Here is a 15,639-nt window from a genome sequence, read left to right on the forward strand (position 1 = left end):
CGTCACCTCTTGGTGGCGCGGGTCTGTTTCTGTTTACGGGTTACGTAGGACACCTACTTCTCGTATGGTGGAAAAAACTTTCCGAAAAGTGGCAGGCATTAACTGCTACCGGCCGGTAGGTGCGACGATCGGAACGCGTGTACGGGGCTGCGGCCCGCGTCGCGCGCGGCAACGAAGCTCAGGAAAGCGAAGGACTCGGCCATGGCAACGGCGCCCAGCGTCTCGTACTCGATGACGGTCAGGCTGGAGGTGCCCGCGAGCGGCACAGCGGTCTCCCAGCTCACCACGGCCGTGGAGTCCTCCGGGGGGTCTGTCACCGGCCTCGACGTAACCGCTTCCGGTCACGAGAAGCTTCGGATCGACGTCACGATCGCGGCTTCCTCGACCTCGCACGCGGACGAGATCGTCGAAGGTCTGCGGGACATCGAGGGCGTCGTCCTCGGCAAGGTCTCCGACCGTACGTTCCTGATGCACCTCGGCGGCAAGATCGAGATGGCGTCGAAGCATCCCATCCGTAACCGTGACGACCTCTCGATGATCTACACCCCGGGTGTGGCGCGGGTCTGCATGGCGATCGCGGAGAACCCCGAGGACGCCCGCCGTCTGACGATCAAGCGGAACTCCGTCGCGGTGGTCACGGACGGTTCGGCGGTGCTCGGCCTGGGCAACATCGGTCCGATGGCGTCGCTGCCCGTGATGGAGGGCAAGGCGGCCCTGTTCAAGCGCTTCGCGGGCATCGACGCCTGGCCGATCTGCCTGGACACGCAGGACACCGACGAGATCGTCGCGATCGTCAAGGCGATCGCCCCGGGCTTCGCGGGCATCAACCTGGAGGACATCTCCGCCCCCCGCTGCTTCGAGATCGAGGCACGGCTGCGCGAGGCCCTGGACATCCCCGTCTTCCACGACGACCAGCACGGCACCGCGATCGTCGTCCTCGCCGCGCTGACCAACGCGCTGCGCGTGGTGGACAAGTCCATCGGTGACGTACGGGTCGTCATGTCCGGTGCCGGAGCCGCCGGTACGGCCATCCTCAAGCTCCTCATCGCCGCGGGCGTGAAGCACGCGGTCGTCGCCGACATCCACGGTGTGGTGCACGCGGACCGCGAGGACCTGGTGGACGCCACCCCGGACTCGCCGCTGCGCTGGATCGCCGACAACACCAACCCCGAGGGCGTCACCGGCACCCTCAAGGAGGCCGTCGCCGGCTCCGACGTCTTCATCGGTGTCTCCGCGCCGAACGTCCTGGACGGCTCCGACGTCGCGGCCATGGCGGACGGCGCGATCGTGTTCGCGCTCGCGAACCCGGACCCCGAGGTGGACCCGGCGATCGCCCGCGAGACCGCGGCCGTCGTCGCCACGGGGCGCTCCGACTTCCCGAACCAGATCAACAACGTGCTGGTCTTCCCGGGTGTCTTCCGCGGTCTGCTGGACGCCCAGTCCCGCACCGTCAACACGGAGATGATGCTCGCCGCGGCGCGTGCTCTCGCCGGTGTCGTCGCGGAGGACGAGGTGAACGCGAACTACATCATCCCGTCGGTCTTCAACGACAAGGTCGCGGGCGCCGTCGCCGGCGCCGTCCGCGAGGCCGCGAAGGCGGCCGGAGTCGCCGAGGCGGCGACCGACCCCGCGTAGGGCCGTAGCTCCGGGCGGCCCGCCACACGCCGTCCGCGGGGGTCGGCCACGACTCCCGCGGACGGTGCCGTAGCTCACGTCCGGGCGCCCCGTACGGCGCGTCGCGGGTCGCGGCGTCCCAAACGCCCCTTTAGGGTGGGCGGGCAGCGAGCCCCACAGGCCCGGCATCCGCTGCGGACCGCTCCAGGGAGTCGACGGAACGTCATCACGGGCATGCGGTGGTGCTTTTCGTGTGACGTCGAGGGGTTCCGGATTGGCGTTAGCGCCGCAGGTGGGGGCAGGATGCGTATTCGGGCGCGAGGGTCTGACATCAGACCCGGGTCCGGGGACTGTCAGAGGGCCCTGGCAGCATCGGCTTCGATCTCACGCCTCACAGGCAAGAAGAACACGGGAGTACAAACATGAACCGCAGTGAGCTGGTGGCCGCCCTGGCCGACCGTGCCGAGGTGACCCGCAAGGACGCCGACGCCGTTCTGGCCGCCCTCGCCGAGACCGTCGGCGAGATCGTCGCCAAGGGCGACGAGAAGGTCACCATCCCCGGCTTCCTGACCTTCGAGCGCACCCACCGTGCCGCTCGCACCGCTCGTAACCCGCAGACCGGCGACCCGATCAACATCCCGGCCGGCTACAGCGTGAAGGTCTCCGCGGGCTCCAAGCTCAAGGAAGCCGCCAAGGGCAAGTAAGGCCTCAGGGGGCGCGCAAAGCCCCCAGGCAGCAAGAAGGGCGGCCGTCCCGACCAGGACGGCCGCCCTTCGGCGTACCCGGAGCCTCCGAAGTCCCGCGCACAGAGGCCGTACGGGCGCTGTGAGGCGGCCTGCGGCGCCCTGGCGCCCCTCGGTAGCTCCGGGGAAGGCCGCCCGCCTCCTGGGGCTCTGTACAGGCCTTCGGTGACACCGGTCATGAACGTCGGGCGACGGGTAACCGAAAAGTCCGCCGCCCCGGCCCCACGGGAAACTCTGTGGGGCCGGGGCGGCGGACTGTGGTGCGGGGTGCGCAATGCTGTGTGCGGCAGCACCGTGCGTGCGCCGGAGCGCGTCGGGCGGTGTGTCAGACGAGTGAGCCGCCCGGCAGTTCGACCTTCGCGCCGAGCTTCTCCAGCTTGTCCATGAAGTTCTCGTAACCGCGGTTGATCAGGTCGATACCGTGCACCCGGGACGTCCCCTGGGCCGCCAGAGCGGCGATCAGGTACGAGAACCCGCCGCGCAGGTCGGGGATGACCAGATCCGCGCCCTGGAGCTTCGTGGGTCCGGACACGACCGCCGAGTGCAGGAAGTTCCGCTGGCCGAAACGGCAGTCGGAGCCCCCGAGGCACTCGCGGTAGAGCTGGATGTGCGCACCCATCTGGTTGAGCGCCGAGGTGAAGCCGAGCCGGGACTCGTACACCGTCTCGTGGACGATCGACAGGCCGGCGGCCTGCGTCAGGGCCACGACGAGCGGCTGCTGCCAGTCGGTCTGGAAACCGGGGTGCACGTCCGTCTCCAGCGCGATGGCGTTCAGGGCGCCGCCCGGGTGCCAGAAGCGGATGCCCTCGTCGTCGATCTCGAACGCGCCCCCGACACGGCGGAAGGTGTTGAGGAACGTCATCATCGAGCGCTGCTGGGCGCCGCGCACGTAGATGTTGCCCTCGGTCGCCAGCGCGGCGGACGCCCAGGAGGCGGCCTCCAGCCGGTCCGGGATCGCCCGGTGGGTGTAGCCGTCGAGCTGGTCGACACCCGTGATCCGGATGGTTCGGTCGGTGTCCATGGAGATGATCGCGCCCATCTTCTGCAGTACGCAGATGAGGTCCTCGATCTCCGGCTCGACAGCCGCGTTGGACAGCTCGGTGACGCCCTCGGCGAGGACGGCGGTCAGCAGCACCTGCTCGGTGGAGCCCACCGACGGGTACGGCAGCCGGATCTTCGTGCCCCGCAGGCGCTGCGGGGCCTCCAGGTACTGGCCGTCCGCACGCTTCTCGATGGTCGCGCCGAACTGGCGGAGCACCTCGAAGTGGAAGTCGATCGGCCGTCCGCCGATGTCGCAGCCGCCGAGACCCGGGATGAACGCGTGGCCCAGCCGGTGCAGCAGCGGGCCGCAGAAGAGGATCGGGATGCGCGACGAGCCCGCGTGGGCGTCGATGTCGGCGACGTTCGCGCTCTCGACGTGCGACGGGTCGAGGATGAGTTCGCCCGGCTCGTCACCGGGGCGGACGGTCACGCCATGCAGCTGCAGCAGCCCCCGGACCACCCGCACATCGCGGATGTCGGGCACGTTGCGGAGCCGGCTGGGCCCGCTGCCGAGCAGCGCGGCGACCATTGCCTTCGGCACCAGGTTCTTGGCGCCTCGGACGCGGATCTCGCCCTCCAGCGGGGTGCCGCCGTGGACAAGCAGGACATCGTCTGTGCCGGTCATGTATCTCGCGTTCCGAAGTGGTCGGGCAGGGGGCCATCAAAAGGGTAATGGCCCCCGGCCCCCGTTCCGTAAGTCACCGGGGGGCATACGAACGTCATGAATTCGCCACAACACGCTCTGCACCCCCGGGTTCGCGGAGGGTCACCGTCCGCGGGGCCCGTCCGGCGGCCCCGCGCCGGCGTGCCCTCCGTGCGCCCCTGCCGCGCCCGTACCCCCTGAGCTGCGGACGGGCGCCGTCCGGAACCGGGCGGGCCACTTGGCCCCCGCGGAGGCCGCAGATGCGGGATCATCAGTGCCATGACGGAGGTGTCCTCGCTCACAGGACGGCTACTCGTGGCCGCGCCCGCCCTGGCGGATCCGAATTTCGACCGTGCGGTGGTGCTGCTCCTCGACCACGACGAGGAGGGCTCACTGGGCGTGGTCCTGAACCGCCCGACCCCGGTGGGTGTCGGGGACATCCTGCAGTCCTGGGCCGGCCTGACCGGTGAACCGGACGTGGTCTTCCAGGGCGGCCCGGTCTCGCTCGACTCCGCGCTGGGCGTGGCGGTGATCCCCGGTGACGAGGGGCCCCTCGGGTGGCGCCGGGTGCACGGGGCGATCTGCCTGGTCGATCTGGAGGCCCCGCCGGAACTGCTGGCGGCGACGCTCGGATCGCTGCGGATCTTCGCCGGATACGCGGGCTGGGGCCCCGGTCAGCTGGAGACGGAGCTGACGGACGGCGCCTGGTACGTGGTGGACTCGGAGCCCGGCGACGTCTCCTCGCCGCACCCGGAGAACCTCTGGCGGGCGGTGCTGCGGCGGCAGCGCAGCGAACTGGCGATGATCGCGACGTATCCGGACGACCCTTCGCTGAACTGATGCACGGCGCAATTCAGTACGCTTGGCAGTTATGAGCACTCTTGAACCCGATCGCGGGGCAGGTACGGGGACCCTCGTAGAGCCGACGCCGCAGGTGTCGAGCGGCGACGGTGACCACGAGCGCTACGCCCATTACGTCCAGAAGGACAAGATCATGGCGAGTGCCCTGGAGGGCACTCCCGTGGTGGCGCTGTGCGGCAAGGTCTGGGTCCCGGGGCGCGACCCCAAGAAGTATCCGGTCTGTCCCATGTGCAAGGAGATCTACGAGTCCATGGGCGCCGGCGGCGACAAGGACAAGGGCAAGGGCGGCAAGGACAACAGCGGCAAGAAGTAGCCGCACCGGCCTTCACTCCCTTTCCCGATCACCCCGTCCCTCCGTCCCTCCTCCCTCTTTCCCGACTTTCCGGTTTATCTGGTTCCTTCGGTTTCTTCGGTTTCGACCCCCGGCCCTCGGGGTGCGCGGCGACGCGTACCGCGGGGGCCGTTCGCGTGTCCGCGCCCACGGACGCGTTGCACGGGCTGCACCACGTGGTCACAGAGTGGTTGAGACCACTTGTCGGCGTGCTGAGCCGCCCTTAGTCTCCTGCGAGTTGTGCAGAACGAAACGCGCGTTGCATGGAATGCAACGATTGACCGGTAGGGGTCCCGGATGAAGCTTTCTGCCCGAATTGCCACCCCGGCCGCAGCTCTTGTGCTGGCCGGCCTGACCGCCACCGCCTGTGCGCCGCAGACCTCCGACACCGGCGCCGAGGGCGACGAGAAGACCGGAACGCTCCGCGTCTGGCTCTTCCAGGAGGTCGGGAACAAGCCCAAGGAGAGGGTCGTGGACGCCGCGGTCGCCGACTTCGAGAAGTCCCACGAAGGGGCCGAGGTCGAGATCGAGTACATACCCGTCGACACCCGGGCCCAGCGCATCAAGGCCGCCTTCAACGACCCGGAGAGCGCTCCCGACCTCATCGAGTACGGCAACACCGACACGGCCGGATACGTGAAGGACGGCGGACTGGCCGACATCACGAAGGAGTTCGCGGCCTGGGACGAGGCCAAGGACACCGACCCGACCGCCAAGCAGTCCGTGACGGTGGGCGGCCAGGTGTACGGGGCGCCGCTCTTCGTCGGCGTACGGGCGCTCTACTACCGCACCGACGTCTTCGAGGACCTGGGCATCGAGCCGCCGAAGTCGCAGGACGAACTGATCTCCACCGCCAAGAAGGTCCACCAGGAGAAGCCCGATCTGTACGGCCTCGCGGTCGGCGGCGCCTACACCTACGGCGCCATGCCCTTCATCTGGGCGCACGGCGGCGAACTCGCCGACGAGACCGGCGTGACCTACGCGTCCGCCATCAACAGCGCTAAGGCCCGCAAGGGCATCGAGGCCTACACCTCGCTCTTCGGCGACGACAACTGCCCGGCCGCCAAGTGCGCGGCCATGGGCGGCAACGCCACCGTCACCGCCTTCGCGTCCGGCAAGGCGGCCATGGCGATCGGCGGCGACTTCAGCCACGCCGCCGTCGAAGCGGGCACGGTGAAGGGCAAGTACGCCGTCGTACCGCTGCCCGGCGTGAAGAAGGACTCGATCGCCCCGGCCTTCGCGGGCGGCAACAACATCGGCGTACTCAGGAGCAGTTCGCACCGCACCCTCGCGGTCGACCTGATGAAGTCGCTGACCGGCAAGAAGACCCAGGCGAAGATGTTCGACGCCATGGGATTCCTGCCGACCTACACGGACGTGCTGGACACCGCCGCGGAGAAGGAGCCCTTCGTCGGCCCCTTCGTCGAGACGCTCGACGCGGGAGCGAAGTTCGTCCCGGCCTCCCCGGCCTGGGGCCAGATCGACGCCTCCCTGGTCCTGCCGACCATGTTCCAGGAGATCGTCAGCGGCCGTAAGGACGTGGCCACCGCCTCGGACGACGCGGCGAAGAAGATGGACGCGGCGTTCGCCGACGCGGGCTGACGATGACCGCGGACACGACCCTCCACAAGGTCCCCGCCGGCCCCGGGGCGAGCGGAGCTCCGGCCCGCACGCCCCGGCGCCGCCCGGCATCACCCGCGCGGCGCTCCGGCTGGACCCCCTGGCTCTATCTGCTGCCCGCGCTGGTCCTGCTCGGCGGGCTCCTCGTCTACCCGATCTACCAGCTGGGCCTGATCTCCTTCCTGGAGTACACCCAGGCCCAGGTCAGCGGCGGCGAACCGACCACCTTCAAGGGCTTCGGCAACTACGCCACGCTCTTCGGCGACAGCCAGTTCTGGCAGGTCCTCCTCGCGACCGTGCTCTTCGCCACGGCCTGCGTGCTCGCCACCCTGTTCGTCGGCTGCGCCCTCGCCGTCCTGCTGACCCGGATCCGCGCCCTGCCCCGGCTCGCGCTGATGATGGCCGCGCTGGGCGCCTGGGCCACCCCGGCGATCACCGGCTCGACCGTCTGGGTCTTCCTCTTCGACCCGGACTTCGGCCCGGTCAACAAGGTGCTGGGACTCGGCGACTTCTCCTGGACGTACGGGCGCTACAGCGCCTTCGCCCTGGTGCTCCTCGAAGTGCTCTGGTGCTCCTTCCCGTTCGTGATGGTGACGGTGTACGCGGGCATCCGCGCGATCCCCACCGAAGTGCTGGAGGCCGCCTCGCTGGACGGCGCCTCGCAGTGGCGGATCTGGCGGTCGGTCATGGCACCGATGCTGCGGCCGATCCTGATCGTCGTCACCATCCAGTCGGTCATCTGGGACTTCAAGGTCTTCACCCAGATCTACGTCATGACCAACGGCGGCGGCATCGCCGGCCAGAACCTGGTGCTCAACGTGTACGCCTACCAGAAGGCGTTCGCGTCCTCGCAGTACAGCCTCGGCTCGGCCATCGGCGTCGTGATGCTGGTGATCCTGCTGGCCGTGACGCTGGTCTATCTGCGCCTCGTACGGCGCCAGGGGGAGGAACTGTGAGCCCACGCGCTCTTCTGCGGGTACGCCGGCCCGGGAGGCTGGCGGCGGAGGCGGCGGCCCTCGTCATCGCCGCCGCGGTCGCCTTCCCGCTGTACTGGATGGTGCTCTCCGCCTTCAAGCCGGCCGGCGAGATCCAGTCCACCGAGGCCCGCCCCTGGACCCTGTCCCCGTCCCTCGACTCGTTCCGCCGGGTTTTCGAACAGCAGGAATTCGGCCGCTACTTCCTCAACAGCCTCGTCGTCGCCGGCACGGTCGTCCTCGCCTCCGCGCTGATCGCCTTCCTCGCCGCGACGGCCGTGACCCGATTCCGCTTCAAATTCCGCACCACCCTGCTCATCATGTTCCTCGTGGCACAGATGGTGCCGGTCGAGGCGCTGACCATTCCGCTGTTCTTCCTGATGCGGGACTTCGGCCAGCTGAACACCCTGGGCGCGCTGATCCTGCCTCACCTGGCCTTCTCGCTGCCGTTCGCCATCTGGATGCTGCGGGGCTTCGTCAAGGCCGTCCCCGAGGCCCTGGAGGAAGCCGCCTACATCGACGGGGCGAGCCGCACCCGCTTCCTGTGGCAGATCCTCTTCCCGCTCGTCTTCCCCGGGCTCGTGGCGACCAGCGTCTTCTCCTTCATCTCGACCTGGAACGACTTCCTGTTCGCGAAATCGTTCATCATCAGCGACACCTCCCAGTCGACGCTCCCCATGGCGTTGCTGGTCTTCTTCAAACCCGACGAGAACGACTGGGGAGGGATCATGGCGGCCTCGACGGTGATGACCATTCCCGTACTGGTCTTCTTCGTCCTCGTGCAGCGACGCCTGGTCTCCGGACTCGGCGGCGCGGTGAAGGACTGACTCATGGACAACCTGATTCCCGCGCCGGTGCGCGCCGGCGGCGACGGCAGCGGCGGACTCCCCGACAGTGGCGGATTCCTCCTCGACGGGGCGACGACCGTCATGGCCGGCCCCGGCACCGAGAGCACGGAACACTGGCTGCGCACCACGCTCGGGGCCGCCTTCGGCCTGCCGCTCGGCCCCTCGGCACCGGGCGCTGAGGAGGGCCCGAACACCCTCCGCCTGCGCATCGATCCCTCGCTGGAACCCGAGGCCTACCGGCTCGGGGCGGCGCCCGGCCGGGGCGTCAGGATCACCGGGGGCAGCGCCGCCGGGGTCTTCTGGGGCGCGCAGACGCTCCGCCAGCTCCTCGGCCCCCAGGCGTTCCGCCGCGCGCCCCTCGGCCGGGGAGGCCCGAGGGAGATCCCCCTCACGGACATCGAGGACGCCCCGCGCTTCGGCTGGCGCGGTCTGATGCTCGACGTGGCGCGCCACTTCATGCCCAAGGACGGCGTGCTGCGCATGCTCGACCTGCTGGCAGCCCACAAACTGAACGTCTTCCACTTCCACCTCACGGACGACCAGGGCTGGCGCGTCGAGATCAAGCGCCATCCCCGTCTCACGGAGATCGGCGCCTGGCGCGCGCGCACCAAATACGGCCACCGCGCCTCGGAACTGTGGGACGAGACACCGCACGGCGGTTTCTACACGCAGGACGACATCCGCGAGATCGTCGCGTACGCCGCCGAGCGGCATATCCGTGTCGTCCCCGAGATCGACATCCCGGGCCACTCGCAGGCGGCGATCAGCGCGTATCCGGAACTGGGCAACTCCGACGTCATCGATACCTCCGCGCTTTCCGTGTGGGACACCTGGGGTGTCAATCCGAACGTACTCGCCCCCACTGACAACACCCTGCGCTTCTTCGAAGGAGTCCTCGAAGAGGTTCTCGATCTTTTCCCGGCCGACACCTCACCGTTCATCCACATCGGCGGTGACGAATGCCCCAAGGACCAGTGGAAGGCGTCACCGACGGCGCAGGCCCGCATGGCCGAGGCCGGACTGGCCGACGAGGACGAGCTCCAGTCCTGGTTCATCCGCCACTTCGACCGCTGGCTCACCGCCAGGGGTCGCCGTCTCATCGGCTGGGACGAGATCCTGGAGGGCGGCCTCGCCGAGGGCGCGGCCGTGACGTCGTGGCGGGGCTACGCCGGTGGGATCGCCGCCGCCGAGGCCGGGCACGACGTCGTGATGTGCCCCGTGCAGCAGGTGTACCTGGACTACCGTCAGGACGGCGGCCCCGACGAGCCGATGCCCATCGGGTACATCCGCACCCTGGAGGACGTCTACCGCTTCGAACCCGTGCCCCCGGGCCTCTCCGAGGCGGCGGCCGGACACGTCATGGGAACCCAGGCCAACGTCTGGACCGAGGTCATGCAGAACCAGGGCCGCGTCGACTACCAGGTGTTCCCGAGGCTCGCCGCTTTCGCCGAGGTCGCCTGGTCACCGCTCCCGCCTTCCGGCGAAAGGGACTTCGCCGATTTCGAACGCCGGATGAACACTCACTACGCCCGGCTCGACGCCCTCGGGGTCGACTACCGCCCGCCCACGGGTCCACGGCCGTGGCAACGTCGGCCCGGCGTCCTGGGTCGCCCGATCGAGGGACCACCCCCGACCGTGTGACGGCTGGGCCGTCCACCGGCCAGGGGAACCCCATAAGTCGTACGAACGCGCCGAAGGGTGGCAATTCGTGCGCGGGGAAGAAGCGCTGTCAAAGGTGACTTTTCCCCTGGTCGTGGAGGGAAACACCCTTCGTGGACCCTCGCGTCGGACAGCCCGGAAGATGTGCCAGAGTTGCCACGTCCCGGCCGTGAGCACGTACCGTACGGCGGACAGGCGGGACTGCCGGGACACCGGGAAGGGGCAGCTGGGTTGACCACGCACGCACCGCAGGCGATGCAGTCGGTGACGCTCCCGGCCTCGCTCGACGAGGCCGTGGAAGCTCTCGGCGCCATGCCCGCCGCCGTTCCTGTGGCCGGCGGCACAGACCTCATGTCAGCCGTCAACAAGGGTTTGCTGCGCCCCTCGGGGCTGGTCGGCCTCGGCCGGATCAGCGAGCTGCGCGGCTGGCACTATCAGGACGGCCACGCGCTTCTCGGCGCCGGTCTCACCCACGCGCGCATGGGGCGGCCCGACTTCGCCGCACTCATTCCCGCGCTGGCCGCCTCCGCGCGCGCCGCGGGCCCGCCCCAGATCCGTAACGCCGGGACGCTCGGCGGCAACATCGCCACCGCGGCCCCGACGGGCGACGCCCTGCCGGTCCTGGCCGCGCTGGAGGCCGAGCTGGTCATCGTGGGGGCCGCCGGCGCCCGCCGCGAGATCCCCGTCTCGCACCTGCTGGCGGGCCGCGAGATGCTCGAACCCGCCGAGCTGATCGGCTTCGTCCGCGTACCGCTGCTGCACGCGCCCCAGGTGTTCCTCAAGGCGACCGGCCGCACCGGCCCCGGCCGCGCCACCGCCTCCGTCGCGATCGTGCTGGACCCGGCCCGGCGCGGGGTGCGCTGCGCGGTCGGCGCGATCGCCCCGATGCCGCTGCGGCCCCTGGAGGCCGAACGCTGGATCGCCTCCCTGATCGACTGGGACGGCGAACGCGGCCTGGCCCCCGACGCGCTCGCCGCCTTCGGCGAGTACGTCGCGGCGGCCTGCATCCCGGACCAGGCTCCACCGGACGACGGGGGAGAAGCCCCTCCGCTGTCGCCCGCCATCCTGCACCTGCGGCGCACGGTCGCCGCGCTCGCCCGACGCGCGCTGGGGAGGGCACTGTCGTGAGCAATGAAGAGAACCCCGAGCAGCGGCACGGGCAGCCCGACCCGTACACCGGCTGGCAGCAGACCCCGCAGAGCGGCGAGTACGACGCCGACGCCACCGCCTTCGTGCAGCTGGTGCCGGAGGACCTCGCCGACCTCGGCAGCGACCCGCTGGCCGCCCCCGGCCACAGCTACGTGCCGCCGATGATCCTGCCGCTGACCCCGGCCGCGGGCCTCGACCCCGCGGCGACGGGCAGCTGGGTCCTGCAGACGCAGAGCCAGCAGGAACGGGCGGCCGGACACACCCCGGCCGAGGAACCCACGCCGGAGGCGGTGCACTGGCCCGACCCGAACGGGCATCCGGACCCGTACGGACAGGATCCGTACGGACAGGACCCCTACCAGCAGCCGTACCCGGACACGTCGCAGTACGCGCAGACGTCGTCCACGACGGCCCAGTGGAACTTCACCGAGACCGCCCACGCCGAGCCCGAGCCGGCTCCCGAGCCCGCCGGTCACACCGGTCAGTGGACGATTCCGGTGGCGAACGGCGACCTCCCGGAGGAGTCGGGCGAGTTCGCGGCGTCGACGCTGGCGTCCCCGTGGTACGCGGACTCACCTCCTGCCACGCTGCCCGGCGGGGCCCCCGCCCCGTGGGCGACGCAGGAGCCGCCTCCCGCGCCTGAGCCCGAGCCCGCCGCCGTGGAAGCCCCGTTCGGGCCCGTGGAGCCCCTGGAGTTCGCCGAGCCCGTCGAGCTTGCGGAGGCGCCGCAGCCCCCTGAGCACGTGCAGGCGGCTCCCGAGGCTCCCGAGGTACCGCAGGCACCCCAGGCACCCGAGGTCGAGGTGGCCCCGGTCGCCCCGGTCGCAGAGGAGCCCGTCAGCGAGCCGGATCGCCCTGCGGAGGCTGCGGTACCCGAGGCGTCGGAGGTGCCCGAGGCGTCGGAGGTAGCCGACCCGGCGGAGGTAGCTGAGGCGCACGAGGTACCCGAGGCGCACGAGGTACCCGAGGCACCGGAGACGCCCGCTGCCGAGGTGCCCGCGCCCGAGGTTCAGGCCGAGGCGGGGCCCGCCCCGGAACAGGCCCTCGAACCCGAGCTCCAGCCCCTGCCCACGGGGGAGCCCGAACCCACGGGGGAGCCCGAGCCCGTCGCCGTCCCGAGCGGCCCCAGCGAACACCCCTCGGCCTCGTACGTCCTCCACGTGAACGGCGTGGACCGTCCCGTCAGCGACTCCTGGATCGGAGAGTCGCTCCTGTACGTGCTCCGCGAGCGCCTCGGCCTCGCCGGTGCCAAGGACGGCTGCTCGCAGGGCGAGTGCGGCGCCTGCAACGTCCAGGTCGACGGCCGCCTCGTGGCCTCCTGCCTGGTACCGGCCGCCACCACGGCGGGCAGCGAGGTCCGTACCGTCGAGGGCCTCGCCGTGGACGGCGAACCGTCCGACGTCCAGCGGGCGCTGGCCGACTGCGGGGCCGTCCAGTGCGGCTTCTGCATCCCCGGAATGGCCATGACCATTCACGACCTCCTGGAGGGCAACCACGCCCCCAGCGAGCTGGAGACCCGGCAGGCCCTGTGCGGCAACCTCTGCCGGTGTACCGGCTACAGGGGTGTGCTCGACGCCGTCCGGGACGTCGTCGCGGGCCGGGAGGCGACCGCGGAGGCGGCGATCACCGCTCCGGACGACGGTGAGGCGCGCATCCCGCACCAGGCAGCCCCCGGCGAGGGCAGCGTCCAGACGCACGAGGGAGACGTCCGGTGAACACCGCGTCGTCCCCCGCACCACCGGTCATCCCCATCACCAGCCGCCGTAGCGGAGCGAACGACAAGGAGGCGGCGTGACCAGCGACGCAGCCACCGCGACCAGCACCACGCACACGACGCCGCCCGAGGGGCCCGCCCCGGACCAGGAGCTGCCCGCGCTCGGTCTGGGCTCCTCGCTGCCGCCCGCCGACGCCCGTGCCAAGACCGAGGGCATCTTCCCGTACGCGGCCGACCTGTGGGCCGAGGGACTGCTGTGGGCCGCGGTGCTGCGGTCCCCGCACCCCCACGCGCGCATCCTGTCGATCGACACGACGGCCGCCGCCGGCATGCCGGGCGTACGCGCGGTCGTCACGCACGAGGACATCCCCGGGGACGGCTCGTACGGCCGCCGGGTCGTCGACCGGCCCGTGTTCGCCTCCGAGCTCGTCCGCCACCACGGCGAGGCGATCGCCGCCGTCGCCGCCGACCACCCCGACACCGCCCGGCTGGCCGCCGCGGCGATCGCCGTCGAGTACGAGGTCCTCGAACCGGTCACCGACCCCGAGAAGGCCTTCGCCGCCGAACCCCTGCACCCCGACGGCAACCTCATCCGCCACATCCCGCTCCGCTACGGCGACCCGGACACCGTCGGCGAGGTCATCGTCGAGGGCCTGTACCGCATCGGCCGTCAGGACCCCGCCCCGATCGGCGCGGAGGCCGGCCTCGCCGTGCCCCGGCCCGACGGCGGTGTGGAGCTGTACACGGCGTCCACCGACCCGCACACCGACCGCGATCTGGCCGCCGCCTGCTTCGGCCTGGATTCCGACCGGGTCAAGGTCGTCGTGACCGGCGTCCCCGGGGCGACCGGCGACCGTGAGGACCCCGGCTTCCAGATCCCGCTCGGCCTGCTCGCCCTGCGCACCGGCTGCCCCGTCAAACTGGCCGCCACCCGCGAGGAGTCCTTCCTCGGGCACGCCCACCGCCACCCGACCCTCCTGCGCTACCGCCACCATGCGGACACCGAGGGCCGGCTGGTCAAGGTCGAGGCGCAGATCCTCCTCGACGCCGGCGCGTACGCCGACTCCTCGTCCGAATCCCTGGCCGCCGCCGTGGCCTTCGCCTGCGGCCCGTACGTCGTCCCGCACGCCTTCATCGAGGGCTGGGCCGTCCGTACGAACAACCCGCCCTCCGGACACGTACGGGGCGAGGGCGCGATGCAGGTCTGCGCCGCCTACGAAGGCCAGATGGACAAGCTGGCGGCGAAGCTGGGCATGGACCCGGTCGAAATCCGCCTCCGCAACGTCCTCTCCACGGGCGACATACTGCCCACCAGCCAGACCGTGACCTGCCCCGCGCCCGTCGCCGAACTCCTCGGCGAACTGCGCGACTACCCGCTTCCCGCCCTGCCCAAGGACGGCCCGGAGGACGACTGGCTGCTCCCCGGAGGCCCGGAGGGCGCCGGTGAGCCCGGAGCCGTACGCCGCGGCGTCGGCTACGCCCTCGGCATGGTCCACATGCTCGGCGCCGAGGGCGCCGACGAGGTCTCCACGGCCACGGTCCGGGTCCATGACGGTGTCGCCACCGTCATCTGCGCCGCAGTCGAGACCGGCCAGGGCTTCACCACGCTCGCCCGCCAGATCGTCCAGGAGACGCTGGGCGTCGAGGAGGTCCACGTGGCGGCGGTGGACACCGACCAGCCCCCCGCGGGCCCGGCGACACACGGCCGCCACACCTGGGTCTCGGGCGGCGCCATCGAGCGCGCCGCCAAGATGGTCCGCACACAGCTGCTCCAGCCCCTGGCCCACAAGTTCGGCATGTCCACCGAACTGCTCCAGATCGCCGACGGCAAGATCACCTCGTACGACGGTGTGCTGTCCACGACGGTCATGGAGGCGATGGACGGCAAGGAACTCTGGGCCACCGCCCAGTGCCGCCCGCACCCCACCGAGCCGCTGGACGGGTCCGGTCAGGGCGACGCGTTCGTGGGCCTGGCCTTCTGCGCGGTCCGCGCGGTGGTCGACGTCGACATCGAACTCGGCTCGGTCCGGGTGGTCGAGATGGCCGTCGCCCAGGACGTCGGCCGGATCCTCAACCCGTCCCAGCTGGCGACCCGCATCGAGGCGGGCGTCACCCAGGGCATCGGCGCGGCCCTCACGGAGAACCTCCGTACGGCCCGCGGCCTGATCCGCCACCCGGACCTCACCGGGTACGCGCTCCCGACGTCCCTGGACGCGCCGGACATCCGCATCGTCAAACTCATCGAGGAACGCGACGTGGTCGCCCCCTTCGGTGCCAAGCCCGCCTCGGCGGCCCCGGTGGTGACCTCCCCCGCGGCGGTGGCCTCGGCGGTCCGCGCCGCGACGGGCCGCCCGGTCAACCGCCTCCCGATCCGCCCGCAGGCGGCGGTGGCCACGCCCAAGTCGTAACGCTCCGGGTACAGATACGCATGTACGCGTGACC

Annotated in this window: 12 protein-coding genes; 11 read left to right on the top strand and 1 reads right to left on the bottom strand. The window is 70.8% G+C overall.

From position 1 onward, the window contains the following. Positions 1-201 precede the first annotated feature (201 nt). Entirely contained in the window at positions 202-1,635 is a 1,434-nt protein-coding gene (locus ABT001_RS14000; protein WP_351276431.1) for an NAD-dependent malic enzyme, read from the top strand. 401 nt (positions 1,636-2,036) lie between these two features. Beyond that, positions 2,037-2,318 (top strand): HU family DNA-binding protein, encoded by a 282-nt coding sequence (locus tag ABT001_RS14005; protein WP_003968811.1) that lies wholly within the window; start codon positions 2,037-2,039, stop codon positions 2,316-2,318. A 364-nt stretch (positions 2,319-2,682) separates the two neighbouring features. Here the strand turns inward: ABT001_RS14005 and murA are convergent, their stop codons facing one another. Beyond that, the gene (gene murA, locus ABT001_RS14010; protein WP_351276433.1) at positions 2,683-4,023 is read right to left on the bottom strand and encodes a UDP-N-acetylglucosamine 1-carboxyvinyltransferase; all 1,341 of its coding nucleotides are present in this window, start codon (positions 4,021-4,023) and stop codon (positions 2,683-2,685) included. 297 nt (positions 4,024-4,320) lie between these two features. Between murA and ABT001_RS14015 the strand changes: the two genes are divergently transcribed. The 9 genes from ABT001_RS14015 to ABT001_RS14055 all read left to right on the top strand — a co-directional run bounded on the left by ABT001_RS14015 (position 4,321) and on the right by ABT001_RS14055 (position 15,605). Continuing rightward, positions 4,321-4,881 (top strand): YqgE/AlgH family protein, encoded by a 561-nt coding sequence (locus tag ABT001_RS14015; RefSeq protein WP_351276435.1) that lies wholly within the window; start codon positions 4,321-4,323, stop codon positions 4,879-4,881. A 31-nt stretch (positions 4,882-4,912) separates the two neighbouring features. Continuing rightward, the gene (locus ABT001_RS14020) at positions 4,913-5,215 is read left to right on the top strand and encodes a DUF3039 domain-containing protein (protein ID WP_351276437.1); all 303 of its coding nucleotides are present in this window, start codon (positions 4,913-4,915) and stop codon (positions 5,213-5,215) included. Between the two features lie 315 nt (positions 5,216-5,530). Then, entirely contained in the window at positions 5,531-6,835 is a 1,305-nt protein-coding gene (locus tag ABT001_RS14025) for an extracellular solute-binding protein (RefSeq protein ID WP_351276439.1), read from the top strand. Between the two features lie 2 nt (positions 6,836-6,837). Beyond that, positions 6,838-7,809: a carbohydrate ABC transporter permease gene (locus ABT001_RS14030; protein WP_351276441.1), complete on the top strand. Its 972-nt coding sequence runs from the start codon at positions 6,838-6,840 to the stop codon at positions 7,807-7,809. Further along, positions 7,806-8,654 carry a carbohydrate ABC transporter permease gene (locus ABT001_RS14035; RefSeq protein ID WP_351276443.1) on the top strand — a complete coding sequence of 283 codons (849 nt, stop codon included), beginning with the start codon at positions 7,806-7,808 and terminating at the stop codon, positions 8,652-8,654. Before ABT001_RS14030 ends, ABT001_RS14035 begins: the two co-directional genes overlap by 4 nt. 3 nt (positions 8,655-8,657) lie before the next feature. Beyond that, entirely contained in the window at positions 8,658-10,316 is a 1,659-nt protein-coding gene (locus ABT001_RS14040; protein ID WP_351276445.1) for a beta-N-acetylhexosaminidase, read from the top strand. A gap of 249 nt (positions 10,317-10,565) precedes the next feature. After that, entirely contained in the window at positions 10,566-11,462 is an 897-nt protein-coding gene (locus tag ABT001_RS14045) for an FAD binding domain-containing protein (protein WP_351276447.1), read from the top strand. Beyond that, positions 11,459-13,198, top strand: a complete 1,740-nt coding sequence (locus tag ABT001_RS14050; protein ID WP_351276449.1) for a (2Fe-2S)-binding protein — start codon at positions 11,459-11,461, stop codon at positions 13,196-13,198. Before ABT001_RS14045 ends, ABT001_RS14050 begins: the two co-directional genes overlap by 4 nt. A gap of 76 nt (positions 13,199-13,274) precedes the next feature. After that, positions 13,275-15,605, top strand: a complete 2,331-nt coding sequence (locus ABT001_RS14055; protein ID WP_351276451.1) for a xanthine dehydrogenase family protein molybdopterin-binding subunit — start codon at positions 13,275-13,277, stop codon at positions 15,603-15,605. Positions 15,606-15,639 lie beyond the last annotated feature (34 nt).

It is taken from the genome of Streptomyces sp. NPDC002793 (genome assembly GCF_040295485.1).
Classification (GTDB): domain Bacteria; phylum Actinomycetota; class Actinomycetes; order Streptomycetales; family Streptomycetaceae; genus Streptomyces.

Coding starts and splice junctions, on each gene's coding strand:
- ABT001_RS14000 (WP_351276431.1), top strand. CDS start 202: ATGGCAACGGCGCCCAGCGTCTCGTACTCGATGACGGTCAGGCTGGAG.
- ABT001_RS14005 (WP_003968811.1), top strand. CDS start 2,037: ATGAACCGCAGTGAGCTGGTGGCCGCCCTGGCCGACCGTGCCGAGGTG.
- murA (WP_351276433.1), bottom strand. CDS start 4,023: ATGACCGGCACAGACGATGTCCTGCTTGTCCACGGCGGCACCCCGCTG.
- ABT001_RS14015 (WP_351276435.1), top strand. CDS start 4,321: ATGACGGAGGTGTCCTCGCTCACAGGACGGCTACTCGTGGCCGCGCCC.
- ABT001_RS14020 (WP_351276437.1), top strand. CDS start 4,913: ATGAGCACTCTTGAACCCGATCGCGGGGCAGGTACGGGGACCCTCGTA.
- ABT001_RS14025 (WP_351276439.1), top strand. CDS start 5,531: ATGAAGCTTTCTGCCCGAATTGCCACCCCGGCCGCAGCTCTTGTGCTG.
- ABT001_RS14030 (WP_351276441.1), top strand. CDS start 6,838: ATGACCGCGGACACGACCCTCCACAAGGTCCCCGCCGGCCCCGGGGCG.
- ABT001_RS14040 (WP_351276445.1), top strand. CDS start 8,658: ATGGACAACCTGATTCCCGCGCCGGTGCGCGCCGGCGGCGACGGCAGC.